This is a genomic window from Brochothrix thermosphacta DSM 20171 = FSL F6-1036 (genome assembly GCF_036884295.1).
GTDB classification, from domain to species: domain Bacteria; phylum Bacillota; class Bacilli; order Lactobacillales; family Listeriaceae; genus Brochothrix; species Brochothrix thermosphacta.
This window is the reverse complement of the sequence record NZ_CP145608.1, coordinates 1,427,097-1,453,873: the sequence shown is the minus strand read 5'-3', so window position 1 is coordinate 1,453,873 and position 26,777 is coordinate 1,427,097. Positions and strand designations below refer to the sequence as shown.

Annotated in this window: 29 protein-coding genes and 1 pseudogene; 28 read left to right on the top strand and 2 right to left on the bottom strand. The window is 38.2% G+C overall.

Translation table 11 applies throughout. From position 1 onward, the window contains the following. Positions 1 to 141 precede the first annotated feature (141 nt). From V6S17_RS07355 to V6S17_RS07275, 17 genes and pseudogenes are all read left to right on the top strand, one after another. Entirely contained in the window at positions 142 to 492 is a 351-nt protein-coding gene (locus V6S17_RS07355; protein WP_029092037.1) for a BMC domain-containing protein, read from the top strand. 34 nt (positions 493 to 526) lie between these two features. Further along, a pseudogene (locus V6S17_RS07350) lies at positions 527 to 1,098 on the top strand (ANTAR domain-containing response regulator). After that, a complete protein-coding gene (locus tag V6S17_RS07345; RefSeq protein WP_029092036.1) occupies positions 1,091 to 2,485 on the top strand; it encodes a sensor histidine kinase in 1,395 nt (464 codons plus the stop codon). The pseudogene V6S17_RS07350 and the gene V6S17_RS07345 overlap by 8 nt, the downstream one beginning before the upstream one ends. Positions 2,486 to 2,585: 100 nt before the next feature. Beyond that, complete coding sequence (gene eutA, locus V6S17_RS07340; protein ID WP_029092035.1) at positions 2,586 to 4,016, top strand: ethanolamine ammonia-lyase reactivating factor EutA; 1,431 nt, start codon at positions 2,586 to 2,588, stop codon at positions 4,014 to 4,016. Between the two features lie 89 nt (positions 4,017 to 4,105). Then, positions 4,106 to 5,470 carry an ethanolamine ammonia-lyase subunit EutB gene (locus V6S17_RS07335; protein WP_029092034.1) on the top strand — a complete coding sequence of 455 codons (1,365 nt, stop codon included), beginning with the start codon at positions 4,106 to 4,108 and terminating at the stop codon, positions 5,468 to 5,470. Between the two features lie 19 nt (positions 5,471 to 5,489). Beyond that, entirely contained in the window at positions 5,490 to 6,383 is an 894-nt protein-coding gene (gene eutC / locus V6S17_RS07330; RefSeq protein WP_029092033.1) for an ethanolamine ammonia-lyase subunit EutC, read from the top strand. 18 nt (positions 6,384 to 6,401) lie between these two features. After that, positions 6,402 to 7,055: an ethanolamine utilization microcompartment protein EutL gene (gene eutL, locus V6S17_RS07325; RefSeq protein ID WP_029092032.1), complete on the top strand. Its 654-nt coding sequence runs from the start codon at positions 6,402 to 6,404 to the stop codon at positions 7,053 to 7,055. A 16-nt stretch (positions 7,056 to 7,071) separates the two neighbouring features. Then, positions 7,072 to 7,566 carry a BMC domain-containing protein gene (locus V6S17_RS07320; RefSeq protein ID WP_029092031.1) on the top strand — a complete coding sequence of 165 codons (495 nt, stop codon included), beginning with the start codon at positions 7,072 to 7,074 and terminating at the stop codon, positions 7,564 to 7,566. Beyond that, entirely contained in the window at positions 7,563 to 9,011 is a 1,449-nt protein-coding gene (locus tag V6S17_RS07315; RefSeq protein WP_051457170.1) for an acetaldehyde dehydrogenase (acetylating), read from the top strand. The genes V6S17_RS07320 and V6S17_RS07315 overlap by 4 nt, the downstream gene beginning before the upstream one ends. 86 nt (positions 9,012 to 9,097) lie before the next feature. Then, on the top strand, positions 9,098 to 9,367 hold the full coding sequence (locus tag V6S17_RS07310) for a BMC domain-containing protein (RefSeq protein ID WP_036027556.1): 270 nt from the start codon (positions 9,098 to 9,100) through the stop codon (positions 9,365 to 9,367). Between the two features lie 91 nt (positions 9,368 to 9,458). After that, the gene (eutD, locus tag V6S17_RS07305; RefSeq protein WP_029092029.1) at positions 9,459 to 10,094 is read left to right on the top strand and encodes an ethanolamine utilization phosphate acetyltransferase EutD; all 636 of its coding nucleotides are present in this window, start codon (positions 9,459 to 9,461) and stop codon (positions 10,092 to 10,094) included. Continuing rightward, positions 10,094 to 10,708: a hypothetical protein gene (locus V6S17_RS07300; protein WP_029092028.1), complete on the top strand. Its 615-nt coding sequence runs from the start codon at positions 10,094 to 10,096 to the stop codon at positions 10,706 to 10,708. Before eutD ends, V6S17_RS07300 begins: the two co-directional genes overlap by 1 nt. A gap of 17 nt (positions 10,709 to 10,725) precedes the next feature. Continuing rightward, on the top strand, positions 10,726 to 10,995 hold the full coding sequence (locus V6S17_RS07295; protein WP_029092027.1) for a EutN/CcmL family microcompartment protein: 270 nt from the start codon (positions 10,726 to 10,728) through the stop codon (positions 10,993 to 10,995). A gap of 42 nt (positions 10,996 to 11,037) precedes the next feature. After that, entirely contained in the window at positions 11,038 to 12,138 is a 1,101-nt protein-coding gene (gene eutH, locus V6S17_RS07290) for an ethanolamine utilization protein EutH (protein WP_029092026.1), read from the top strand. Positions 12,139 to 12,193: 55 nt separating this feature from the next. Next, positions 12,194 to 12,643: a cupin domain-containing protein gene (locus V6S17_RS07285; protein ID WP_029092025.1), complete on the top strand. Its 450-nt coding sequence runs from the start codon at positions 12,194 to 12,196 to the stop codon at positions 12,641 to 12,643. 557 nt (positions 12,644 to 13,200) lie between these two features. After that, positions 13,201 to 13,782: a histidine phosphatase family protein gene (locus V6S17_RS07280; RefSeq protein ID WP_029092024.1), complete on the top strand. Its 582-nt coding sequence runs from the start codon at positions 13,201 to 13,203 to the stop codon at positions 13,780 to 13,782. A gap of 529 nt (positions 13,783 to 14,311) precedes the next feature. After that, positions 14,312 to 14,812: a GNAT family N-acetyltransferase gene (locus tag V6S17_RS07275; RefSeq protein ID WP_029092023.1), complete on the top strand. Its 501-nt coding sequence runs from the start codon at positions 14,312 to 14,314 to the stop codon at positions 14,810 to 14,812. 879 nt (positions 14,813 to 15,691) lie between these two features. On the opposite strand, the gene V6S17_RS07270 is transcribed toward V6S17_RS07275, so the two are convergent. Further along, the gene (locus V6S17_RS07270) at positions 15,692 to 17,329 is read right to left on the bottom strand and encodes an L-lactate permease (protein WP_029092022.1); all 1,638 of its coding nucleotides are present in this window, start codon (positions 17,327 to 17,329) and stop codon (positions 15,692 to 15,694) included. A 392-nt stretch (positions 17,330 to 17,721) separates the two neighbouring features. Here V6S17_RS07270 and V6S17_RS07265 point away from each other — a divergent pair, with 392 nt between their 5' ends. After that, positions 17,722 to 18,675, top strand: coding sequence for an L-lactate dehydrogenase (locus V6S17_RS07265; protein WP_119905327.1), 954 nt, complete (start codon positions 17,722 to 17,724; stop codon positions 18,673 to 18,675). A gap of 242 nt (positions 18,676 to 18,917) precedes the next feature. On the opposite strand, the gene V6S17_RS07260 is transcribed toward V6S17_RS07265, so the two are convergent. Beyond that, positions 18,918 to 19,133: a KTSC domain-containing protein gene (locus tag V6S17_RS07260; protein ID WP_029092020.1), complete on the bottom strand. Its 216-nt coding sequence runs from the start codon at positions 19,131 to 19,133 to the stop codon at positions 18,918 to 18,920. 326 nt (positions 19,134 to 19,459) lie between these two features. Here V6S17_RS07260 and V6S17_RS07255 point away from each other — a divergent pair, with 326 nt between their 5' ends. From V6S17_RS07255 to hisI, 10 genes are all read left to right on the top strand, one after another. Beyond that, positions 19,460 to 19,843, top strand: a complete 384-nt coding sequence (locus V6S17_RS07255; RefSeq protein ID WP_029092019.1) for a DUF4064 domain-containing protein — start codon at positions 19,460 to 19,462, stop codon at positions 19,841 to 19,843. A gap of 127 nt (positions 19,844 to 19,970) precedes the next feature. Continuing rightward, positions 19,971 to 20,414: a C40 family peptidase gene (locus V6S17_RS07250; RefSeq protein WP_029092018.1), complete on the top strand. Its 444-nt coding sequence runs from the start codon at positions 19,971 to 19,973 to the stop codon at positions 20,412 to 20,414. A 176-nt stretch (positions 20,415 to 20,590) separates the two neighbouring features. Next, complete coding sequence (hisZ, locus tag V6S17_RS07245) at positions 20,591 to 21,775, top strand: ATP phosphoribosyltransferase regulatory subunit (RefSeq protein ID WP_029092017.1); 1,185 nt, start codon at positions 20,591 to 20,593, stop codon at positions 21,773 to 21,775. Further along, the gene (gene hisG / locus V6S17_RS07240) at positions 21,772 to 22,422 is read left to right on the top strand and encodes an ATP phosphoribosyltransferase (RefSeq protein ID WP_036027554.1); all 651 of its coding nucleotides are present in this window, start codon (positions 21,772 to 21,774) and stop codon (positions 22,420 to 22,422) included. The genes hisZ and hisG overlap by 4 nt, the downstream gene beginning before the upstream one ends. Continuing rightward, on the top strand, positions 22,419 to 23,705 hold the full coding sequence (gene hisD, locus V6S17_RS07235) for a histidinol dehydrogenase (RefSeq protein WP_029092015.1): 1,287 nt from the start codon (positions 22,419 to 22,421) through the stop codon (positions 23,703 to 23,705). The genes hisG and hisD overlap by 4 nt, the downstream gene beginning before the upstream one ends. A gap of 1 nt (position 23,706) precedes the next feature. Then, a complete protein-coding gene (gene hisB, locus V6S17_RS07230) occupies positions 23,707 to 24,294 on the top strand; it encodes an imidazoleglycerol-phosphate dehydratase HisB (RefSeq protein ID WP_029092014.1) in 588 nt (195 codons plus the stop codon). Then, positions 24,291 to 24,917 (top strand): imidazole glycerol phosphate synthase subunit HisH, encoded by a 627-nt coding sequence (gene hisH, locus V6S17_RS07225; RefSeq protein WP_029092013.1) that lies wholly within the window; start codon positions 24,291 to 24,293, stop codon positions 24,915 to 24,917. The genes hisB and hisH overlap by 4 nt, the downstream gene beginning before the upstream one ends. Next, positions 24,890 to 25,615 carry a 1-(5-phosphoribosyl)-5-[(5-phosphoribosylamino)methylideneamino]imidazole-4-carboxamide isomerase gene (hisA, locus tag V6S17_RS07220; protein ID WP_029092012.1) on the top strand — a complete coding sequence of 242 codons (726 nt, stop codon included), beginning with the start codon at positions 24,890 to 24,892 and terminating at the stop codon, positions 25,613 to 25,615. The genes hisH and hisA overlap by 28 nt, the downstream gene beginning before the upstream one ends. Continuing rightward, entirely contained in the window at positions 25,605 to 26,360 is a 756-nt protein-coding gene (gene hisF, locus V6S17_RS07215) for an imidazole glycerol phosphate synthase subunit HisF (protein ID WP_029092011.1), read from the top strand. Before hisA ends, hisF begins: the two co-directional genes overlap by 11 nt. Continuing rightward, entirely contained in the window at positions 26,357 to 26,674 is a 318-nt protein-coding gene (gene hisI / locus V6S17_RS07210; protein WP_029092010.1) for a phosphoribosyl-AMP cyclohydrolase, read from the top strand. Before hisF ends, hisI begins: the two co-directional genes overlap by 4 nt. The last annotated feature ends 103 nt before the right edge of the window (positions 26,675 to 26,777 follow it).

Sequence of the window (26,777 nt, the reverse complement as noted above, 5' to 3'; positions counted from 1 at the left end):
AATTTTAACAATCACTATAATAATGGTATAAGACACAAGGATGTGTCGCTAATTAGAGCAATGGAGCTCCTAACCTACGAGATATCAACCGATATTTTGTTTGTTTAGGAGCTTTTTTAATTTTAGTAAAGAGGTGAAACAATGTCTGAACAAGAAAAACAACGTATGATTCAAGAATATGTTCCTGGTAAACAAGTCACTTTGGCACATATTATTGCGAGCCCTAACCGCGAAATCTATACAAAACTTGGTTTAGCCGATGAAAGTTATGGTGCGATTGGTATTTTAACGATTACGCCTAGTGAGGCAGCAATAATAGCTGTTGATATTGCGACAAAAGCAGGAGCCGTCGAGATTGGTTTTATCGACCGTTTTAGTGGTTCTGTTGTTTTAACAGGCGATGTATCATCTGTTGAAGCAGCTATCAGTGAAGTGTTAGTTGGTTTACAAACGATACTCGGATTTACAGGCACAAAAATCACCAGAACATAGCAACACAATACGAGATAGAAATGGACGTGACGTGATGAATGGACGCATTGTAGTAGTCGATGATGAACCTATTACAAGAATGGATATTCGTGATGTATTGGAAGAAGCGGGTTACGACGTAGTGGCTGAAGCTTCAGATGGTTTCGAAGCAATTGAAGCATGTAAAAACATCGCCCCGATTTAATCATTATGGATATACAAATGCCAATTTTAGATGGTTTAAAAGCAGGTAAAAAAATTCTCGCTGACCAGTTAGCACAAGGTATTATCTTTTTATCGGCATTTAGTGGTGTTGAACATACAGAACGAGCAAAAAAAGCAGGTGCAATCGGGTATCTCGTGAAACCTCTGCATGAAAAATCATTAATTCCCACGGTTGAAATGGCTATCGCAAAAGGACAAGAAACCACAAATCTTATCAAAAAAATTGAAAAATTATCCTTAAAACTTGATGAGCGTAAAATTATTGAAAAAGCAAAGGGGTGCTTGATGTTGCGCGACCATATGACAGAGGATGACGCTTATAAAACAATCCGTGAATTGAGCATGAATAAACGGTGTCGCATGAGTGAAATCGCTGAGTTGATCGTGATGACCGATGAGTAAAGCAGAACTGAGACGTCTTTGTGAAAAACATTTGGATTTAAGCTCGGCAGATATTGCAGAACTCGTCCGTGTTTCAGAAGAACTTGAAACATCATCTCGATATGAAGAAGTAGATGTTTTTATTGATATTTTTGATCAGGTGACTCGCGAAGCAGTGGTTGTTTATCATAAACGACCCGTTTGTTTACCATCTCTTTATCAAGGTAATGTTGTGGGTTTGGAAGCGAATAAAAAAAATGAACCCGGTGTTTATCGTACGATGACAACAAGTTTAAATTCGATGGGGCTATATGCAAATAGTCAAGAACAGCGTTTAATCAAACAAACAGTGTATCCTATTCGGAATGATTGCCGTACAATAGGTGTTTTGATTGTTGAGGAAGCAGCACGAGAACCCCATAAAAGAACGAGTCTTCAAGTTGAACCCTTCTTCCATTTAGAAGATGCCATCTTAGCAGATGAAATCAACGAAGAACTACTTGTGTTTGATAATCAAGGGATTCTCATTAAAGCAAATAGAGCAGCTCATCTTTTTTATCAACAGATTGGGTATATCGGTAGAATTCAGGGGTTACATTATGATAATTTAGCGCTGGATAGCACTACTTATGATTTTTTACTGTATCAATTAGAACGTCAAAAACATGAAACAGAGACAGTCATTAAATATGATAATTACCACTTGTCCATTAAAAAGATATGGACGAAGCACGATGATCAATTGATGATGATTATTCGGGATGTCACAGATATCAAAAACAAAGAAGCAGAAATTATTTCGAAGTCAGTTGCTATTTTGGAAATACATCATCGCGTTAAAAATATTTTACAGTCTGTTGTTTCATTGCTAAGAATACAAGCAAGACGAGTGACAAGCGAAGAGGCTAAAATTGCACTGCAAGAGAGCATTAATCGTATGTTGGTGATTGCTCAAACACATGAAATGTTATCAATGCAAGTGGAGGATGCGTTAGAGCTAAAACCCATTCTAACATCGATCTCTCATAATATTGAACGGTTATTTACTAATATTCAACCGCTAACACTTGAGATAATAATGACGGATAACATCTACTTAAATGGTAATCAGATGGTGAGTTTATCACTTGTTATCAATGAAATACTCCAAAACGTTTACGAATATGCGTATCCGCAAGGCAGTATGGGGCGTGTGATAATTACCGTGAAAAAACACAATCAAATTGTTGATTTAACAATTACTGATTTTGGCTGTGGCTATAATACCAAAACCGCGGGTCAAACAAGTTTAGGTTTAATGATTATTAAAAGTTATGTCAGCGAAAAATTAAAAGGTAAATTATCAATCTCATCAGGAGAAAAAGGGACAACGACCCATATTCTCTTTAAAAACACACTTGAACAGTGACGTTTAAGTGATTCAGGCAAAGATGCTTGGAGAACAGTAACATGCGACTATAGGTTGTATGTGCTTTCTTCAAGCATCTTTTTTTAGAGGAGGCAAAGTTATGTTAGAAAAGATGTTAACTGTCGGGATCGATTTAGGAACGTCAACCACACAACTCGTATTGTCGGAATTAACGATTGAAAACCTCGCATCCGCCTTCAGTGTGCCGCGAATTACTATTTCTGATAAACGCGTGATTTATCGCAGTGATATTATATTCACGCCGCTTCTTTCAGAAGAAGTGATTGATGCAGAAGCAATTAAAACATTTGTTTCTCAACAATACCAAAAAGCAGGTATTAAAAAAGAACACATCCAAATGGGTGCCGTTATCATCACAGGTGAAACCGCGCGAAAAGAAAATTCAGCCTTAGTTCTAGAGGCATTAAGTGGTTTTTCAGGAGATTTTGTAGTGGCAACAGCGGGACCAGATTTAGAAAGTATTATTGCAGCTAAAGGTGCAGGTGCACATACGTATTCAGAAAAAACGCGCAAATCGGTGGTCAACCTCGATATTGGTGGTGGTACGACTAATCTAGCTGTGTTTACTGATGGAGAACTGATCGATACCGCTTGTTTTGATATCGGAGGGCGCTTAGTTAAAATCAATCCAGACACCCGTGAAATCACTTTTATTACAGAGAAAATCAAACGGGTTATTGCTTCTGCAGGTTGGGATATCAAAGTGGGTCAAACAGCCAGCGTTAAAAAGTTAACACCATTAGCACAAGAAATGGCATGTATATTGGCTCAAAGCATTGGTGCAGCTGAAAAAAGCCCTTATTATGAACAATCAATTACGCACCATGGCTTAACAAGTAATGTGGCAAGTGATTATGTATCATTCTCTGGCGGGGTTGCCGACTGTATCGCTGTTGAGCTGGGAAGTGATCCGTTTGAATTTGGTGATATGGGGCAGTTATTAGGTTGGGCAATTGCTCAATCATCAGCGTTTCAAGCAATGGCAATTATTCCTTCAGTTGAAACGATTCGAGCCACCGTTGTTGGTGCAGGTTCGCATACCGCAGAAATCAGCGGCAGTACGATTTCGTATACAGGTGCGAGTTTGCCGCTACGAAATTTACCAGTATTAAAACTAACTGATGCAGACAACCGTTTAGAAAGTGAACCGTTGGCGAAGAGTATCACTGAAAAACTCGGTTGGTACAAGGTAAATGAAGAGTTTCAAATGATAGCTTTAGGATTTGAAGGTGAACCCAGCCCAAGCTTTACACGTATCCAATCCCTAGCGAAGGCAATTGTCACAGGTTTACAGCCCCTTATTGAGAAGAACTATCCAGTTGTGATTGTTGTTGCTCAAGATATGGCAAAAGCGTTAGGTCAAGCATTGTTTGCTGAATTACCACAAGCGCATCCCTTTGTTTGTCTTGACAGTGTCAAGGTAGAAAATGGCGACTATATTGACATTGGTTTACCGGTAGCAGAAGGAAAAGTGTTACCTGTTATCGTTAAAACACTCGTCTTCAATTAAGGCAGACTGAAGAGAAGCACATGCATCACTTAGGAAAATGAGGCAATTAATAAGTGACTTCAAGCAACAAAATTAAAGGAGGAAATAAAATGATTTTAAAAACAAGTTTATTTGGAAAAGTGTATGCTTTTCAATCAGTAATGGAAGTAATGGCGAAAGCCAATGAAGAAAAATCGGGTGACCGCTTAGCTGGTGTCGCGGCAAACTCAGCAGAAGAACGTGTAGCAGCAAAAGTTGTGCTGGCACAGTTGCAATTAAAGGATTTATTTAATAACCCTGCAGTACCGTATGAAAAAGATGAAGTGACACGTATTATTGTTGACCAAGTCAATCTCCGTATTTATGAAAGTATTAAAAATTGGACGGTTGAAGAATTCCGCGAATGGTTGCTTGATACAAACACAACAGACTTTAACATTAAACATATTTCACGTGGTTTAACTGCAGAAATGATTGCGGCAGTCACAAAATTAATGTCGAATCTCGATTTAGTTGTTGCAGCTAAAAAAATTCATATCGAAAAAACGGCCAATACTACAATTGGTCGTGCAGGAACTTTCTCAGCACGTTTACAACCCAATCATCCAACAGATGATCCAGATGGTATTATGGCATCGTTAATGGAAGGTTTATCTTATGGGATTGGTGATGCAGTAATCGGTTTAAATCCTGTAGATGATTCAACTGAAAGTGTGAAACGTGTGTTACATCGTTTTGAAGAATTCCGTTCTGAATGGGATATTCCAACACAAACGTGTGTGCTTGCTCATGTTAAAACACAAATGGAAGCAATGAAACAAGGCGCACCTACTGGTTTAGTATTCCAATCAATTGCTGGCTCTGAAAAAGGGAATACAGCGTTTGGTTTTGATGGGGGAACGATTAGCGATGCGAACCAAATGGCATTAGAAACTGGAATGGCTGCTGGACCAAACGTGATGTACTTTGAAACAGGTCAAGGTTCTGAGTTATCATCAGATGCCCATTATGGTTGTGATCAATTAACAATGGAAGCACGTTGTTATGGCTTCGCTAAAAAATACGATCCGTTTTTAGTTAATACAGTGGTTGGCTTCATCGGACCCGAGTATTTATATGACTCAAAACAAGTGATTCGTGCCGGACTTGAAGATCATTTTATGGGTAAATTAACAGGTATTTCGATGGGTGTTGATGTGTGTTACACCAATCATATGAAAACGGACCAAAATGACATCGAAAACTTGTCTGTTTTATTAACAGCTGCAGGCTGTACCTACATTATGGGTATTCCACATGGGGATGATGTCATGTTGAACTATCAAACAACAGGCTATCATGAAACGGCAACATTACGCGATACCTTTGGCTTAAAACCAATCAGTGAATTTGATCAATGGATGGAAAAAATGGGCTTGAGTGAAAATGGTAAATTAACAAGCCGTGCCGGTGACGCATCAATCTTCCTCAAATAATAACGAAAGGGTGAGTATTTTGAACGAAAAAGACTTAAAAGTAATGATTGAAGATATCTTAACTGAAATGACAGGAGCGAAAACGGAAAAAACACCAGAAAATCCAAAAAGCGAAACACCAAATAATGCTGTTTCCGTTGTGGAAGATGGGATGATTCCTGATATTACAGAAGTAGTCATTAAAGAACAATTTATGGTAGAGAATCCGCGTGATAAAGCGGGTTATATGAAAATGAAACAATTTACACCCGCACGTTTAGGTTTAGGTCGTGCAGGTACACGTTATAAAACACAATCGGTGTTACGTTTCCGTGCCGATCATGCCGCTGCTCAAGATGCCGTGTTCTCATATGTAGATGAAGCGCTTGTAGAAGAGATGCAATTTGTTTCAACCGAAACACTGTGTCGTGATAAAGATGAGTATGTGACCCGCCCCGATCTGGGCCGCGTTTTCTCTGAGGAAATGGCTCAAAAAATCACGAGTCATACGACGAAAGCAGCTAAAATCCAAGTCGTTGTAGGGGATGGGTTAAGTTCAGCTGCAATTGGAGCTAACATTCGTGAAATTTTACCTTCTATTAAACAAGGCTTAAAAATGTTTAACCTTGAATTTAATGAAGTCATTTTTGTTAAACATTGTCGTGTACATGCAATGGATCAAATTGGCGAATTAACAGATGCCGGCGTTGTCTGTTTACTAATTGGTGAACGTCCTGGGTTAGTCACAGCAGAATCAATGAGTGCTTATATCGCTTACCGTCCAACTGTGGGAATGCCAGAAGCACGTCGTACCGTTATTTCAAACATTCATAAAGGTGGAACACCACCTGTTGAAGCCGGTGCATTTGTTGCTGAATTAATCAAAGAAATGCTCGATAAACAAAAATCAGGAATCGACTTAAAAGAAAGCTAAAGAGCGGAGGAAAAGTAGATGAAAGCAGATCGATTAGGAACGACAGTATTGAGTGCGAAAATCATTTCAAACGTTGATGAAGCAATGGCAAAACAATTGAATCTTAACCCGGCACAACGGAGTTTAGGAATTATTACTGCTGATTGTGATGATGTCACTTACATTGCATTAGATGAAGCAACAAAAGCAGTACCTGTAGATGTCGTTTATGCGCGTAGTTTTTATGGCGGTGCTGGGAATGCTCAAACAAAATTAGCGGGTGAAGTGATTGGAATTATTGCTGGTCCAAGTCCCGCTGAAGTGAAAAGTGGGTTGGATGTTGCGCTGGCAACAATTGAAAATGGTCCTTCTTTTATTAGCGCAAATGACGATGATTCTGTGCCTTACTTAGCCTATTGTATTGCACGTACAGGAAGTCATTTAGCGAAAGAAGCTAACATTACTGAGGGTGAAGCGATTGCTTATTTAATTGCACCACCGATGGAAGCCCTTTATGCCTTAGATTTTGCATTAAAAGCAGCAGATGTTAGTTTGGCTGCATTTTATGGACCGCCTTCAGAAACAAACTTTGTTGGCGCACTATTAACAGGTTCACAATCTGCTTGTTCAGCAGCATGTGATGCGTTTGAACGTGCAGTGATTGAAGTGGCTGAAAATCCACTAAATTATTAAAAGGTAGGGGATTTTTATGGAAAATAGAGCGCTAGGCTTAATTGAAGTGTATGGCTATCTCGGTGCAATTGCAACGGCGGATGCCACATTAAAAGCAGCAGATGTTGAATTGGTCAATGCCGAAAAAATCAGTGGCGGCTTAACTACCATCCAAGTCATGGGGGATGTTGGTGCGGTTACCGCTGGAGTGGAAAGTGGACGTGTTGTTGCAGAGTCACTGGGTTGTTTATTATCCAGTCATGTGATTGCTCGCATGGATGCTGACACACAGGCCTTACTGATTGAAAAAAAAAAAGTGAAACAAACGGTTGAAACAGTGCCTGAAAAGAAAACAACAGCTTCTTCAATGACTAAATTACAACAATTGGAAAAAATGAAGGTCGATCAATTGCGAAAATTAGCGTTAGAAAAACAAGTGAAGGCGATTAAAAAAGGTGATATTAAATTTGCTAATAAAGCGAAGCTAGTAAAAGCCTTATTAGACCATTCAGAAAGTGGTGACAACGAATGATATTAGATAAAGATCTTGCATCAATTCAAGAAGTACGCGATCTATTAGCTGCTTCTAAAAAAGCACAACAGCAATTAGCTACATTCCCACAAGAAAAAATTAACGATATTTGCCATGCAATTGCCAATGCGTGTTATGAAAACAGTGAAAAATTAGCGAAGATGGCTCATGAAGAAACTGGTTTTGGTATTTGGCAGGATAAAGTGGTTAAAAATACTTTTGGTTCTAAAATTGTATTTGAGAAAATCAAACACATGAAAACGATTGGTATTTTAAGTGAAAACACCGAAGAAGGTATTATGGAAGTTGCTGTCCCACTGGGTGTAGTGGCAGGCTTGATTCCTTCAACAAATCCTACTTCAACAGTAATGTACAAAACACTGATTTCTGTTAAAGCAGGTAATGGTATTGTGTTTTCGCCTCATCCAAATGCGTTAAAAAGCATTTTAGAGACGATAAACATTATTAATGCCGCAATTGCTACAGCAGGCGGTCCTGCCGGATTAGTCAGCTGTATGACAAAAGCAACCATGCAAGGGACAGCTGAATTAATGAAACACACGGATACAGCTGTTATTTTAGCAACGGGTGGATCAGCAATGGTTAAAGCGGCATATTCATCAGGAACACCAGCAATTGGTGTTGGACCAGGTAACGGTCCTGCGTTTATTGAGCGTACTGCGAATATTCCACAAGCCGTTAAACATATTTTAGATTCAAAAACATTTGATAACGGCACTATTTGTGCTTCTGAACAATCAATTATTGTGGAGGAAGTCAGTAAAGCAGCTGTTATTGCCGAACTAAAAAAACAGGGAGCGCATTTCTTATCTGTTGCTGAAGCGAAGCAATTAGAAAAATTCATCATGCGTGCGAATGGCACAATGAATCCATTGATTGTTGGTAAATCGGTGCAACGCATTGCTGATTTAGCAGGCTTAACAGTGCCACAATCGGCCCGTGTTTTAATCGCTGAAGAAACAAATGTTGGCCCCAAAGCACCTTACTCACGAGAAAAGTTAGCACCAATTTTAGCCTTTTACACAACGGCAACTTGGGAAGCAGCTTGTGCGTTAAGTATGGAAATTTTGCATCAAGAAGGGGCAGGTCACACAATGATTATTCATTCGGAAGATAAGAATGTCATTCGTGAGTTTGCTTTGCATAAACCCGTGTCGCGTTTGTTAGTTAACACACCCGGTGCTTTAGGTGGGATTGGTGCAACAACCAACTTAATGCCTGCTTTAACACTTGGTTGTGGCGCAGTCGGTGGCAGTTCAACTTCTGATAATATTGGACCTGCGAATCTCTTTAATATTCGCCGTGTGGCTTATGGTAAACGTGAGTTAGAAGATTTACGTGGTGAACCCGTTTCAACAGACGCAACGTCACAAGAACAATTAATCAACACTCTGATTGAAAAAGTATTGGAACGATTACACTAATAACTTGAGACAGCAGCAAAAAAACTGTTGTGGCAAAGCTATTATTATAATAAATAAAAAAACAATTATACTAGGAGGAATTTATTATGAATAACGCATTAGGAATGGTAGAAACAAAAGGTTTAGTAGGCGCAATCGAAGCAGCAGACGCTATGGTGAAAGCAGCTAACGTTCAATTAATCGGTAAAGAACAAGTCGGTGGTGGTTTAGTAACAGTGATGGTTCGCGGTGATGTTGGTGCAGTTAAAGCGGCAACAGATGCAGGTGCTGCAGCATGTGAACGCGTAGGCGAATTATTATCAGTACACGTTATCCCACGTCCACATACAGATGTTGATGCTATCTTACCAAAATAAGTGTAACCATTAGGAGTATTAAAATAGAAAGGGCTTGGAGGGTTATCTGAATCCAGACCCTTTCTATTTTTAAATTATAGGAGGGTTTTAGATGAATAACATCGATCAATTAGTTGATGAGATAGTCAAACGGATTAAACCAGAAGTCAATACAGTCGAAGTGGAAGCCTCAGGCCGTCATATCCACCTTGATCGCCCTACAATCGATGCTTTATTTGGTGAAGGTTACCAATTAACAAAAGCTAAAGATTTATCACAACCTGGCCAATATGCATGTAAGGAACGTATCACAATTGCGAGTGGCAAAAATTCGTTCCAAAATGTTGTTATTTTAGGACCTGAACGTCCGGCAGCACAAGTAGAAGTATCTGCAACAGATGCGACATCGCTTGGTTTGCGAGTGCCTGTACGTGAAAGTGGAGACATCGAAGGGACACCAGGGATTGTGTTAATCAACGGCACTCAAAGTGTTATTTTAAAAACAGGTGTAATCGTAGCGAAACGTCATATTCATATTACAGAAGAAGATGCGCGTCGTTTTAACGTCAGCAAAGGTGAAATTGTCCAAGTGAAAATTGAGGGAGCGCGTGCTTTGATTTTTGATGATGTTGTTATTCGTGTCAGTGCTGATTATGCCACATCGATGCACATTGATTATGATGAAGCCAATGCTGTTGGTTTCAAAAAAGGTATTCGTGGTGAAATTATTAAGAAGAGTGAAAAGTAATGGATGCTCAAGCATTTGAGCAGCTAGTAAAAAAAGTAACTGACGAATTGCTCTGTCGCTTACAATCTACAAAACCAACGCTTTTAATAATGAATATGCAGTGTAAGGCTGATATAAAAGAGCAGCTGTCTAAAAAGTATCAACTTACAACATGTTGGGACCCAACAACAGTGGATATAATTTTTTGCGGGGAGTTAACGTTTCCTACTATGGCGCGTTTAGCAGCGTTAATGCCCCAAGAAGATGAAACGCTTTATCTAGAACAGTTACTTGCTGGGAAACCACTAATCATCCTGGATGAGATAAACTGGTCTGATACACGTAAAGCAACACGCTACGCATTGTATCAAAAAATGCAAGAAGTACGTGCCACACTTGAGCGTTATGGTGTTGTTTTTATGTCAGTTGCAGATATAGAGGCTGCGAAATTTCCAGTGCACCTGTCTAAAAAGACACCTATACAACCTCAAGCAAAAAAAGTTTTAGCAGAAGTGGATGTAAAAGAACTGTTATCTGCAGGAACAACAACCATTCATCTGCCTAAAAATACAATTCTCACTGCATTGGCAACCGATTATATACGTCAACATGATATGACGGTTGTAACAGACTAAGAAAGGGACGATAGCTCATGTTAATCGGTAAAGTAACCGGTAGTTTATGGTCCACACGTAAAGATGAAAAATTGAATGGTATTACCTTTTTAATTGTGACTGTATGTACCGATGAAACCACACACACTCAGCGATCACTTGTCGCGGGTGATATTGTTGGAGCCGGTTTAGGAGACCTTGTTCTTGTCACTGAAGGCAGTGCCGCACGTGTGGCTGCATCACATCCAGATGTACCGTTAGATGCGATGATTGTTGGGATTATTGATTCCGTTGATCGTGGCAATTAACTGGTATCCAGTTGAATTGAATAACGAATTAGGAGGAAAATGATGAGTATTAATGAAATTATTATGTACATCATGGTGTTCTTTATGATATTAGGAGCACTTGATAAATGTTTTGGCAATAAATTCGGTTTAGGCGAACGCTTTGAAGAGGGTATTATGGCGATGGGCGCTTTAACACTTTCAATGGTCGGTATTATAACAATTGCAACTCTTTTGGCTAAATTATTAAGCCCAATTGTTGTACCCATTTATAGCTTTTTAGGTGCTGATCCAGCTATGTTTGCAACAACCTTGTTAGCAAACGATATGGGTGGGTATCAATTAGCTGTGGAAATGGCGAATACGCCTGAAGCTGGTTTATTTGCAGGGACTATCTTAGGAGCAATGATGAGACCGACGCTTGTATTTACTATTCCAGTAGCGTTAGGAATTATCAACAAAAATGATAATCAATACTTGGCAACAGGTGTTCTTTCAGGTTTGATTACGATTCCAATCGGTTTATTGGCAGGTGGGTTAGTAGCCGGTTTCCCAATTGCGATGATTTTGCATAACTTAGTACCTATCGTTCTTGTAGCAGCCATTATTATGGCAGGACTATGGTTTAAACCAGATGCGATGATTAGAGGCTTTACTGTCTTTGGAAAAGGTGTTGTGATTGTTGCGATTCTTGGTTTAGCACTCGGTGCGACAGAGCAATTGCTTAATATCACCATTATTGAAGGGTTAACACCTGTTACTGAAGGGATTGAAGTTGTCGGCGGTATTGCTTTAACACTTGCCGGAGCTTTCTGTTTTGTATATGTGTTAACAAAAGTCTTCAGAAAACCATTGATGAAATTAGGTAAACTACTAGGCATCAATGATATTGCTGCAGCGGGTATGGTAGCGACATTAGCAAATAGCATTCCGATGTTTCAAATGATGAAAGATATGGATAACCGCGGTAAAATTATCAACGTTGCTTTTGCAGTATCCGCATCATTTGTTTTAGGCGATCACCTTGGATTTACAGCGGGTGTTGCACCTGAGATGATTTTCCCAATGATGGTAGGTAAGATTATTGCCGGTGTATGTGCAGTCTTTGTCGCAATGTTTATGGCAAACCGCATGTTAAAAAATAACAAACAAGCTAAAAAATAATACACGACAAACTGTATATAATAACAACAATTATGTAATAAGAGGAGTGTTTAAAATGACAAATATTGACCGTTCAGCAATTGAAGCGATTGTGCGTAACCTTTTAATGGAAAATGGTATCACTCAATCAAATCGCGTCGTTGACCCCAGTGGTGTAATCTCGATAAAACTACCCCAATTAGATGTATCAGAAGATGATCGTTTAGATACTGGTAACCCCAATGATGTTGTCTATTGTAAAGATTTAGTATCGTTAGAGGAAAGCCCACGTTTAGGCTGTGGTCTAATGGTGATGAAAGATACAACGTTTGACTGGAAACTAGAATATGATGAGATTGATTACATTATTGAAGGTCGTTTAGATGTGATAGTTGAAGGACGAACGATCTCAGCAGGACCAGGTGAAATCATACTTGTACCTAAAGGTAGTGCTATTAAATTCTCAGTTCAAGGTGACGCGCGTTTTGTTTACGTGACATACCCTGCAGATTGGCTACAAAAGTAAGTATCATAAAGTAAAGCTGAAAAAATTGAATATCATTTCATTTTTTGTTCAATCAGAAATAAAACAATTAAAATAAATATCTGATATATCGTAAAAATAAGATTGTTCAAGCGATTAATCCGACAAAATTCAATTTGGAAGATATTGATAAAATGCTAGAATTAGTAGCAAAAGGTCATCCAAAAGGACAGGTAATGATACAGTTTGATTAATGATAAAGAACAGAAAATCAGGGCTACATTGTAGCTCTGATTTTTTTTAGGAATCAGGTGAAATTTGCTGTTTGATGAGATTTGAAATGACAAAAATCGCAAAAAAATCAGGCTATAAATAACGTGTTACCAGTAAGTGGGCCAGTATTTATAACGGTTGAAAAAGCAGTGAATAGTGAGTCGGTAAAAACTTAAATTAACAATAAAAAAAGTCACCTAGAAGAAGTGAAATTACCGCAAATAATAGCCAACGATTCAAAACTCAGGCTCATGGTTTAAAATAGTATAATGTACTATAATTAATATACAAAATAAAGAGGGTGGATAAGAAAGGAAGGTAAAAATATGAAAACATTGTATTTGATGAGACATGGTCAAACACTTTTTAATTTAAGAGGTAAGATACAAGGAGCTTGTGATTCACCGTTAACAGATGAAGGAATTAAGCAAGCTGAAATTGTTAGGGACTATTTTATTAATCATGAGATAAACTTTGATTTTGCTTATTCGTCAACACAAGAAAGAGCTGTCGATACAGCCGAAATAGTGTGTAGCTATAAAAATGTAGCTCATTTAAAAGGTATTAAGGAATGGAATTTTGGCCTATTTGAAGGAGAAAGTGAACAATTAAATCCGAAAATTAAGGAGGGTGAGACTTCCTATGGTTATTTTTTTGTAGATTATGGTGGAGAATCTAGTGAGCAAGTTCAAAAGAGAATGAATAGTACTTTAATTGAAGTGATGGAAAATGAAAATCACAATACTATTTTATGTGTGAGTCATGGGGGAGCGATGTACCGCTTTATCCAAAAATGGGTATCACAAGAGCGGATAAAAAACATTAAATTTACAAACTGTTGTATTCTTAAATTTGATTATTCGGAGGGTGAATTTGAATTTAAAGAAGCAATCAGCTTAATTGATTAATGAATTTTAAATTGTCATTAAAGCAGCCACAATTTTTTTGTGGCTTTTTTTTCAAATAACGTCCTTCTAAATGAGCTCACTTTACTTCTTTTATTTGTGCATGGCTTTGATATTTTTTTGATGGAAATAGCTACTAATAATTGCTTACTCACTCACTAAATTATAGAGACATATATCAAATTAATGAAATCTTTACTGAGATGTTATTATTTTGATACCTTTGCTATTAGGGATGATAGTATATTCTTTTCGGTTAGATTTTTTGAGTTGGGTACAATCAGTCGCTTCTAAACTTTCGATAGCCAACCTACCTTTAGATAACTGTTTTATTGTGTGAACGTTTTAGTATTTGAGGATATTATTACTGTCGAGATGCACACAATCAACATTTATAATCATTTTTTGTTAAAATAATAAGTAAGCGTTACTAAAAAAACGTGAGGTATGTTAATAGGAGCAATATTTTTACGCAGCTACCTATACTATTTTAAGATATAAACTGAATGATCTTTTCAAGGAGGAAAAGCGTATGAAAATGAGGATTTTAACAGAAAAAGATGCAGAAGAGTTTAGAAAACTACGGCTTAAAGGTCTTCAAACAGATGCAAGCGCCTTCGGTTCAACCTATGAGTTGGAATGTGACTTACCGTTAAAAGAATTTGAACAACGTTTAGTGCCTTCTGAAGAACAATTTGTTGTTGGTGGTTTCGAAGAGAATCAGCTCGTATGTACAGCATCATTTATTAGAGCAGATGAAGAAAAAGAGCAACATAAAGGTAGTCTAGCAGGTATATATTGTGAAAAAGCCTATCGAGGAACTGGGATTGCGAAAGCAGTGATTGAATATACTATCGCACATGCCCGTACTTTGGAAGGCCTTAAGATGCTCACATTAATTGTCGTCTCTGAGAATGAGCGAGCTAAAGCTTTTTATGAAACATTTGGTTTTGAGACATACGGCACCGAACCTAATGCAATGTTCGATGGTGTTAAATATTATGATGAGGATTCGATGTTTTTAGAGCTATAATAAGCTAAAAATGCAAATTTATATTATCAATAACTAAAAAAACGCCCTGACAAAAGTCTAGGCGTTTTTATTATTTATTAAATTTATAGAAATATGAAAAATGGAATGACCAGGAATTAAAGTTTGGGATGGTACTCTAAGTAATTAACAAATGGAATGGGACTCAACTGCTTTAATAATGGAATGGTACTATCATTTATCGAAGGCTCCGTCCCATAATATCTTTGTAAGCTCATTTCTTAACAACAAGGTCAACACCCATACTCTTCTCGTAAAGTAATTGTCTTGAAGCTACTTATACTGTTCTCTAGTACTTCAAGACAATTCAACAAAAATTTCATAACGACAAAAAAATACGGCGAGACCTGAAATTTAAATCAGAAATAGACATGGATCAGTCTATAACGATTAAAATTTCTAGTCTAACACGCCGTATTTTTTATTGTATTCCAATTGAGATAAAGTAGAACGAGCTTGCTTTTCTTTCAGTAATCAGTCTATCCAACTTAAATTCCTTAGTCAAAAAGTAGTGGATGGTTTATAGATTCCAATTTATCAGTGTTTTTACGAGGTTAATGTTGCTTGCATTTTCTGTCTCCAGAATTCCAAGCTTACTTTATCAAAATTTCATAAACACATAAAAAAATCACTAGACCTGAAAATCAAATTGGAGTATAGACATGGACCAGTCTATAACAATTTAATTTCTTTAGTCTAATGAGTGATTTTTTTAGCATTTCAATTTGGATGAAAGTAAAACGAGTTTCTCTTTCTTTCGATGACCAGTCTATAACAATTTAATTTCCTTAGTCTAATGAGTGATTTTTTTAGCATTTCAATTTGGATAAATTAGAATGAGCTTGTTATTCTTTCAATCTTTTATAGAAACAGCATTGAGAATACTAAGCTGAACAAGCCAACTGCTACCAAGAAGATGACACTGAATTTAATTGTAAATTTGAATAGTTCGCTTTCACGTCCTACTAAACCTACTGCGGCTGTTGCAACTGCGATTGATTGTGGTGAAATCATCTTAGCCATGTCGCCACCGAGTACATTGATTGCTACTAGGAATGCAGGGTCAATACCGATTTGTGTTGCTGTAACGGCTTGTAAAGGTGCAAAGAGAGAACCACTGTTTACAACTGATCCTGTTAAGAATACGCCTAACCAACCTAATACTGGAGAGAAGAGAGGGAAAAGGTTTCCTGTACTTGCAAGTGCGATCCCCATTGTAGCTGAAATACCTGAGTATGTACAGATGAATGAGAGTGCTAACACACTACAGATAGTTAAGATTGGACGCCATAATTCTTTAATTGTTTCTAACGCTGTGTCTTTATATGTTTTGAAGCTTACTTTAAAGATAATCATTGTGATTAACGCTGCTAAAGCAATGGCAGTCGTTGTGTTTGTGAATAAATCAAGCTTGAATATTGCGGCCATTGTTGTTTGTGTTTCAACAACAGGAGCAGATTGTACGACTGAATTATGTAGCCCTGGAATTTGAATGTTGAAAATCAATTTGTTTAAAGGGCCATCTGGTGCAAATAATGCTTTAACAAAACCGAGGTTTAAAATAGTAACAAAAATTGTTAGTAAAAGGAATGGTAACCAAGCAAATGAAATTTGTTTAAATGAGTATTTAACTTTATCTTCTTCTGCTTCAACTTTTTCATCTTTATTAATACGATAAATTTCTTTTGGTTGCCAGAAACGTAAGAGTACGATTAGAGCAATTAAACTTGCAAGTGCAGAGAAAATATCAACGAGTGCAGGTCCAATTGTATTAAGAATAGCGAATTGAACAACTGCGAACACACCACCACTGACAAGAATTGCAGGCATTGTTTGACGAATACCTTTAATACCATCAATTGTGAAGATGAGGATGAAAACGATAATAAATGAAATGATTGGCATTAATACAGATGTGTAAGCTGATACTGAAAGTGGGTCTAAGTTTGTTAATAGCGCTGGCGAAAGTACGGGAATACCCATAGCGCCGTAAGCACCACCAGCGATATTAGCGAGGAGACAAAGCCCAGCAGCATAAAGCGGTTTGAAGCCAAGTCCTACAAGGATAGCAGCTGTAATTGCAACAGGTGCACCAAAGCCAGCAGCACCTTCTAAGAAAGCACCGAATGAAAAGGCTACGATGATGACTTGAATCCGTTGATCGGCTGTTACTGATGTGATAGAACTTTTAATGATTTCGAAGTATCCTGTTTTAACAGTAAGTTTATATAGGAAGATAGCAGTAACAATGATACTTGCTACAGGCCATATAGCTGATAAAACACCTAATGTTGTAGCACCGAAAACTTTTTGAACTGGAAAGCCATAAACAGAGACTGCAATAACTGCAGCTACGATGATACTAATAAGACCTGAAATGTAACCTTGTAATTTGAAAACAGTTAAACATAGTAGGAAAGTGATAATTGGTAGTGCTGCAACAATACCTGATAATGCAATGTTACCTAATGGATTATAAATCTGCGCCCATTCATTCATAAAAAACCGACTCCTCTTTATATATAGTTATTTGCAAACAGCTGTCTAAAGCCTTTTGCCTTTGCATCTATAGTATAACCGTTTTTAGCTAAAAGTACGTACTATTTTTTTTGAATTTCACTTTAAAGTGTGACTATGAAGATGCGGAAACGCTTCCATTGCTTTTGTAGCATGTGACAGGAAAATGTGACAAAAAAGCGAAACCCGTCACAAATGATAGTTGAATACGAATATTGATGTAGCAACGTTCACGGGCTGTCACATGTTGTTCATATTAAAGTATTTATATCATTAATCGTGTTATTATCTATTGTAATAGTTTAAGGCTTAATCATATAATAAGGGTGTAAATTACAAAAACAACTCAGGGGGAATTTAAAATGACAGCAATTATTCCAAACAACAAAAAAGTAATCTTAGTAGGAGATGGAGCAGTAGGTTCTGCCTATGCGTTCTCATTAGTAAACCAAGGCATCGGAAATGAATTAGGTATTATTGATGTAGATAAACGTCGTACAGAAGGTGACGCATTAGATTTGAAACATGCTTTACCATTCTTATCACCAATGAAAGTTTATTCAGCAGATTATTCTGACTGTGGCGATGCAGATGTTATCTGTATTACAGCTGGTACAGCTCAAAAACCAGGCGAAACTCGTTTGGAACTTGTATCACGTAACCTACGTATTCTAAAATCAATTTTAGGTGAAATTATGAAAACTGATTTTAATGGAATCTTCCTTATTGCAGCAAACCCAGTGGACATCTTGTCATATGCAACAATGAAATGGACAGGTTTCCCACCAGAACGTGTTATCGGATCAGGTACTTCATTAGATACAGCTCGTTTACGCCAAACAGTCGCTGAATTAATTGACGTTGAAGCAGGTAGTGTTCATGGTTATGTTTTAGGCGAACACGGTGATTCAGAATTTATCGCTTGGTCAAATATTCGTATTGGTAACTTGCCAATTGAAAGCTGGACTGGCCCATTAGATGCTGAGAAAAAAGAAGCAGTTTTAGCTAAAGTTCGTGACGCAGCTTACTATATTATTGAACGTAAAGGCGCAACAGCATATGGTGTTGCTAGTGCATTAGCACGTATAACTCGCGTTATCTTAAACAACGAAAACGCAGTTTTACCTTTAAGCGTTTATATGGATGGTTCAAATTACGGATTAAACGATGTATATGTTGGAACACCAGCTGTATTAGGTGCTAACGGTGTCGTTAAAATTGCTGAAGTACCATTGAATGAAGAAGAACAAAAAGCAATGGAAAACTCAGCTGGTGTTTTACGTAAAATATTGGATGATTCATTTATTCCAATCGATAACGAAAAATAATTTCTGAATAAAAACTTAGCTAGATTTTACTTCTTAGAAGCCATCCTTTAAACGGGTGGCTTTTTTATTTCAAAAAAAACAACTATCAAAAGATAGCTGTGTGAATAATTTTTAATTAATTTGAATAAAGAGTAGGCTGTTGAGCGTAAAGGTGTTCGTTTTATGTTTCATTTGAATATCAAACCAAAATAAAAACCCTGAATCCTTTTGGACTCAAGATTAGCATACACTGTAAATTTAATTTACGCTTCGGTAACTTGACGATGTTCAAAGCTGTTTTCGATATAGACGTTATAATATTCTCCTTTTGAAGCCGCCGACATAAGTCCCTGAAAAATATAAGAAGGTACGTTAAGGTAGGCATTCGTTGAGGTAGATAGTTCAACATGTAATTCTTGTTTCGATTGGCTGTATCCAATGCTAATGATTTCTTCTGAATCAACAGGATGCATGTTCATATATTTCACCTCCTACTATATATATTAACTATACCACGTATTTGATTAATAGCCAGCTCATTTTTTACTAGTTATTTTAAAAGAACAATAATTCGCTGTATTGCTTAAGCGTCAAATCCCGTTTCTACAAGCTGTAGAAGCTAAATAAGTCCATAATATTGTTTTGCAAATATTTTGTAACTAGTTAATGAGAACTATTTATTTTCGTCAAACATAAATAGACCGATTTGTAAACGTGTTTTATCTGTAATTAGTTTGGCTTTTTAATGAAGTATGTTTTAATAGAAGAGACCTATTAAATAAAGAGGAAAAGGAGGTGTATCAAAGTGAAAAGGAAAGCAAGTATAACCATGGTACTCATTGCCGCAATTGTTAATGTTTTTGTCGGACTCATCACTTTTTTCAGTGCCTATCTATTGTATAGTCAAACAAATATTACAGAGTTGCAGCAGAGCCTTGTCGAATACGGTTACCCAGAGCAAGCGGATGCTGAAAATCTGCTCAATCAATTAATATTAATGGTAGTTTTATGGGGTTTTTATCATATCATATTGGCGACTCTTGGTTTTATTGCCAATAGCCAACTCCGTATTGTAGAAAAACCTGCACGTGCTTGGGGCATTACTTTAATCATTATGGGGATTTTCGAGATATTTTCTCTACAAGGTATCCTCAATCTTATTGCAGGTATCAAAAGTAAAAACACTTAAGATATTAAAGTAACTGCAATCTAACTGTAATATAAGCATGGTATTCTTAAAAAGTTAAGTATATCTGAGTAGCTGACGTATTAGGGGTAATATGTGAAGCGCTTAAATTATCTGGGGGTTAGATTGCATGAAACGTCTATTATCAATTTTAATGCTTGTTGCTTTTTTTAGCAGTGTTTTTCCAATGCATGAAGCAGCTGCAGCAACGACGAAACAAGGAAAAATTGTTTCAGAAGTAAAGAAAACGATTGGTGTTAAATACAAAATGGGTGGAACAACAACAAAAGGTTTTGATTGTTCAGGCCTAACTCAGTATGTGTATAAAAAAGCAGTTAAAACTAAGCTTCCACGTACTTCTCAACAACAAGGAAAAGTGAAAGCGAAAAAAGTTAACTTGAAGCAAGTACAACCAGGTGATTTATTGTTTTACGGCAGCGAAAAAGCTTCTTACCACGTCGGTGTTTATATTGGTCAAGGTAAGATGGTACATGCACCTAAACCAGGCGATCGTGTAAAAGTAACACAAACAAAATATTATAAACCAAGCTTCGCAAAACGCGTTGTGAAATAATAGAAGCGAAAGATAGAGTATTTAATGCTCTATCTTTTTTTTTTCAATTATATATACTCATTCAGTTGTTGAAAAATCAGAATTTTTTGTTTATAGGTAAAAAATACTTGATAAAAACGCTTTAGTGCGTTACTATGATAACAAGATAAAGCGAAACGGAATGAAGGAGGGCTTAAATGAGTTGGAATCGAGCATTACCCTATGGGACACGCGATAAATTGTTTGGTGAATCACGTCAAATGACTGAAACAGCGTATAAGATGATGGCTTTTTTTTATACGAAGGGATATCGTCAGATTGAAACGCCGACATTTGAGTATAAAGATGTTTTTTCAAGAGGGCGCGAAGAACGTGAACAAAGGCTCTATCAATTTTTTGATGATCGAGGTCGTACGTTAGCTTTACGTCCTGATATGACATTGCCGATTGGTCGCGTGGTTTCAACGATTGGTTTGAAAGGGCCGTTGAAATTAACATACAGCGGCAAGGTATTTCGCGTATTTGATGATTATACCGGTAAGAATAACGAGCAAATGCAAACGGGTATTGAAATCATCGGTGGTGATCCGTTAAAAGCAGAAGTTGAGGCTGTTGCAACTGTTATCCAAAGCTTACAAGCCGTTGGATTAGACGATACAATCATTGAAATTGGTCATGCAGAAATATATCAGTCACTTTGCAGTGAATTAGGTCTTGATGAAGAACAACGATTGCACTTTGCTTCATTGTTAACAAGTAAAAGCTTATCAGGTATTCGAGCTTTTGCAGCGGAACACCCACAAGAGAAAGCGTTCTTGTTAGAATTGCCACGTTTATTCGGAGAAACGTCGTTGCTGACACATGTTCGTGGGTTAACAACCAGTCGTTCGATTCATCAAGCGATCGATCGTATTGAAGCACTTGTGTATCAATTAACCTTACTTGGCTATGGCACGGCACTAAGTGTGGATTTAGGGATGGTTCAAACATTTGAATACTATACAGGTGTTATTTTTAGAGGTTATGCCACGTCTTCGGCCACTGAATTTTTAAGTGGGGGACGGTATGATGATCTATTCCAACGTTTTGAAGGTCAAAAACGCGCCGCAGTTGGAGTGGGCGTTAATCTCGATGAAATTGTACGTCTGAAACAACAACAAAGCGAACTAACGAATAAAGCCATTCGCACATTGATCCACTACGAGGAAGCAGCAGTTGTTGATGCATTGAAACGTGCTCAGGGACCGTTGAATGAATTGAGCGTATGTGAAACAGTCGTTGAATCCCGTGAATATGCCATAGAACATGGCTTTCAGACGCTTGTTATTTGTCAAAAAGATGGCGTTACGACTGAGTCTGTTGAAAAGGGGGAGACATCATGACTACACCAATTACAATTGCACTCACTAAGGGCCGTTTAGAAAAAGAAACAATACGTATCCTTGAGTCACTTGGTATTGATTGTACAGAGGTTAAAGATAAAGGACGCAAGCTCATCCTTCAAAGTCAGAATCGTGATTTCCGCTTCATTCTTGTCAAAGCCGTCGACGTTCTTACCTATGTTGAACATGGTGTGGCAGACATCGGTATTGTCGGTAAAGATGTGTTGCTAGAAAATGGTAAAGATGATTTTGAAATGCTGGATTTACAATTTGGAAAATGTGATTTTTGTTTGGCTTCCGTTCCAAGCTATGACCCAGAAAGCCAGCGTCGAAAAGTCATTGCAACAAAATACCCAAATGTAGCCGCTCATTATTTTCGCCAGCAAGGTCAAGATGTCGAAATCATTAAAATAGAAGGATCAGTAGAAATCGCACCACTATTAGGGTTAGCAGATGCTATTGTGGATATCGTTGAAACAGGTGAAACATTACGTGAAAATGGTTTGGTCATTTTTGATAAATTAGCACCTATATCCGCGCGTTTAATCGTTAATCGTACAGCACTGAAAAAACATACGCAACCGATTTTTGATTTGATTGATCGTTTAGACACTTACATTGAAAACAGACAGGAGGCTGACGTATGAAAATTGAAAAAATGACAGTTGATGCTGTTCGAAATCTTCTCAGCGAATGGGACCAAGGTGAAGCAACAATCCATCAAGCCATCGAAACACAAGTAAGTGAAATGCTTCAGAAGATAAAGATTGAAGGAGATACGGCCATTCGTTCATATACTGAAACATACGATCATGTCACGTTAGCCGATTTTCGTGTGAGTGAGGCCGAAATTGATGCCGCCTACCAATCAGTCGAATCTGCTTTTATTCAAGCAATGACACATGCAAAACGAAACATCACTTCTTATCACGAACAGCAAAAACGTCATAATTATATGGATGCAAACGAACCAGGTATTATACGCGGGCAATTGATTCGACCAATTGCTGCGGTTGGCGTTTATGTGCCTGGCGGTACGGCAGCTTATCCATCCTCCGTGTTAATGAATGTGTTGCCAGCTAAAATTGCGGGTGTTCCAAGGATAACGATGGTAACACCACCGAGTGAAAAAGGTGTCAATCCTTATATTTTGGCAGCTGCAAAGATTGCAGGTGTGACAGAAGTTTATCAAGTAGGCGGGGTTCAGGCTATTGCAGCTTTGGCGTATGGCACAGAGTCAATTACAGCAGTTGATAAGATCGTTGGACCAGGTAATGTGTATGTTGCAACGGCAAAAAAACAAGTCTTTGGGCAGGTAGGCATTGATATGATTGCGGGTCCCTCTGAAGTAGTTGTCGTTGCAGATGCGTTTGCTAACCCACGTTTTATCGCAGCTGATTTATTGTCACAGGCTGAACATGACCAACGTTCTCGAGCCATCCTAGTCACCCCTTCATTGCAACAAGCGACAGCAGTTGCCGCTGAAGTCGAAAAACAACTGCGCGATCTGCCGCGAGAAGCGATTGCTCGTGAAGCGATTGCAACCTATGGTACAGCCATCGTGGTAAACTCTTTAGCTGAAGCCTTTGAAGTAGTTAACGTCATAGCTCCTGAACACTTAGAAGTTCAAGTAACGGATGCCATGAGTCATTTAGCAGCCATTCATAATGCTGGTTCTATCTTTTTAGGTGCCTATGCCTCGGAACCATTAGGTGATTACCTCGCCGGTCCAAATCATGTATTACCGACAAGTGGCACCGCACGCTTCTTTTCTGGTCTTAATGTGGATGATTTTTGTAAAAAATCGTCGTTTATTTCCTATACAAAAGATGCTCTTAAAAGAGATATGGATGATGTTATTTATTTAGCAGAAAAAGAAGGTTTAGATGCACATGCACGAGCGATAAAAATTCGATTTGAGGAGGAATAATATGCGAACAGCAGAGTTAAGTCGTAAAACAGGTGAAACACAAATTGTCTTAGCCCTTAATCTTGATGATGAAACAACAATCGATATCCAAACAGGCGTGCCTTTTTTTGATCATATGCTCCACTTATTTGCAAAACATGGCCGTTTTGGTTTAATTGTAAAAGCAGAGGGTGATATTGAAGTAGATGCACATCATACAGTTGAAGATATTGGTATTGTGTTGGGACAATGCTTGAAAGACGCACTCGGTGATAAATCGCAAATTGTACGCTATGGTACTCAGTTTGTACCAATGGATGAAGCGCTTGGTCAAGTATCAATTGATTTAAGTGGCCGTTCATATTTGGTATTTGATGCGAACTTTAGCAATCCTAAATTAGGTTTATTTGACACAGAGCTCGTATTAGAATTTTTCCAAGCAGTGACGTTCAATGCTGAAATGAACTGTCATGTTAAAGTGTTGTATGGCACAAACACTCATCATAAAATTGAAGCGCTTTTTAAAGCTTTTGGCCGTGCTTTACGTGAAGCGGTTACGATTGATACAAGTATCAACGGTGTCAATTCAACGAAAGGGAGTTTATTATGATTGCCGTGGTGGACTACGATACAGGTAACACACGCAGTGTTGGAAAAGCATTGACACATATCGGTTTAGAACATATTATTACCGCTGATCCCGCCATCATTCGCCAAAGCGACGGTATTATTTTACCAGGCGTGGGTGCCTTCGCTCAGGCAATGGCAAATATGGAGACACGTGGTCTAGATACACTCATTAAAGAGGTGGTTCAAAACGGAAAACCTTTGTTGGGCGTCTGTGTAGGCATGCAACTCTTATTTGACTCAAGTACAGAGTACGGTGAAACACGAGGGCTAGGATTAATCCCTGGTCGTGTTGAACGATTACCCGAATCAAACTTAAAGGTGCCACATATGGGATGGAATCAGCTTGAAAGCCAGCAAGACTCATTATTTAATCTAGTGAACCACGCGTATGTGTATTATGTTCACTCTTACTATGCGGTGACTGCTTCGGACTATATCTTGGCGAGCAGTGATTATGGCGTTAAAATACCTGGAATTGTACAGAAAAACAACGTCTTTGGAACACAGTTTCACCCTGAAAAAAGCGGTGATGCAGGGTTTCAAGTTTTAAAATTATTTAAAGAGGTGGTGGTCGCATGTTCATCTTCCCAGCAATCGATTTAAAAGACGGCTTATCGGTGAGGCTTTACCAAGGTGATTTTAATAAAAAAACCATTGTTAATCCTGATCCAGTCGCACAAGCGCGAACATTCGAGAACGCAGGGGCGCGGTATTTACACATCGTTGATTTAGACGGAGCCGTACAAGGTGCTTCAGCTAACCTTGATGTTGTGGCAAACATTGTTGAGGCAGTCAATATTCCTGTCCAATTAGGTGGTGGGATTCGGACTATTGAACAAATCCAAGCGCTATTAAAGTTAGGTGTATCACGCGTTATTTTAGGTTCGATTGCTTTACAAGCACCTGAATTAGTCGAAGAAGCAATAACACGTTTTGGCACGGAAAAAATTGTTGTCGGAATTGATGCGCGTGCAGGTAAAGTTGCAACGGAAGGTTGGTTAGAAACCAGCACAGTGAGTTACCTTGATTTAGCTCAAGAAATGGTACGTCGTGGCGTCACGCGGATTGTTTATACAGACATTGGTCGTGATGGAACGATGAGTGGCCCCAACTTAATGGAGCTCACAGAAATAAACACGGTACCAGGACTTGATGTGATAGCATCAGGAGGGATTTCATCAAAAGCAGATTTGTTGGCTTGCTCACAGTTAGGTTTATACGGGGTAATCAGCGGCAAGGCGCTTTATGAAGGAAAACTAACAATGGCAGAAGTAGTGGAGGTGGAAAATAATGCTAACTAAACGAATCATTCCCTGTTTAGATGTAACTGCGGGTCGTGTTGTTAAAGGGGTTAACTTTGTAGAATTACAAGATGTGGGTGATCCAGTCGCGATAGCAAAACAATACAATGCCGAAGGTGCTGATGAATTAGTTTTTCTAGACATTACAGCCACCGTAGAAAAACGAGCAACGATGATTGATGTAGTGGAACGTACTGCCGCGGAAGTGTTTATTCCATTAACAGTGGGTGGAGGGATTCAATCAGTGGCTGAAATGAAAGCCATGTTGCAAGCAGGTGCAGATAAAATTTCATTAAATTCTGCAGCAATAAAGCAACCAACATTAATTACAGACGGGGCTCAAAAATTTGGTTCGCAATGCATCGTGGTTGCGATGGATGTGAAGCGCTGTGTGACGGGATGGGAAGTTTATTCCGCAGGTGGACGTATTGCGACAGGATTAGATGCCATTGTTTGGGCAAAAGAGGTGGAAGCTTTGGGTGCAGGTGAATTATTGGTAACGAGCATGGATAAAGACGGTACGAAAGATGGTTACGATACTCAACTACTTAATGCTATCACTGCAGCTGTTTCTATTCCAGTTATTGCTTCAGGAGGTTGTGGCACATCCCAACATATTGTTGATGTGTTCAAAGAAACAAACGTGGATGCCGCATTAGCCGCTTCTATTTTTCATTATGGCGACGTGAATATTGCTCAGGTAAAAGAAGAACTGGCAAACAATGGATTGGCGGTGCGTGTATGACTGAATTAGCATTTTCGAAACAAGAGGGCTTAATTCCCGCTATTATTGTAGAAGACTTAACAGGTGATGTGCTTATGCTTGGTTATATGAATGAAGAATCGTACCAAAAAACATTAACTAGCGGGCATACTTGGTTTTATTCACGATCCCGCGACGAATTGTGGCATAAAGGTGCAACCAGTGGTCATTATCAAGAAGTGTGTAAAATCATTACAGATTGTGACAATGATACCTTATTAATTCGAGTGAAACAACAAGGTGGGAGCGCTTGCCATACAGGAGCAAAATCCTGCTTTTTTAAAGAACTTCAATAAGTTGACGAGCATGGAAAAGCCTCATTATTCTATGCTTTTTTAAATATTGTTTTAAGGTTGCAGAATGGGAAGCGCTTTGTATATAATAGAGCGAAAGAGAATA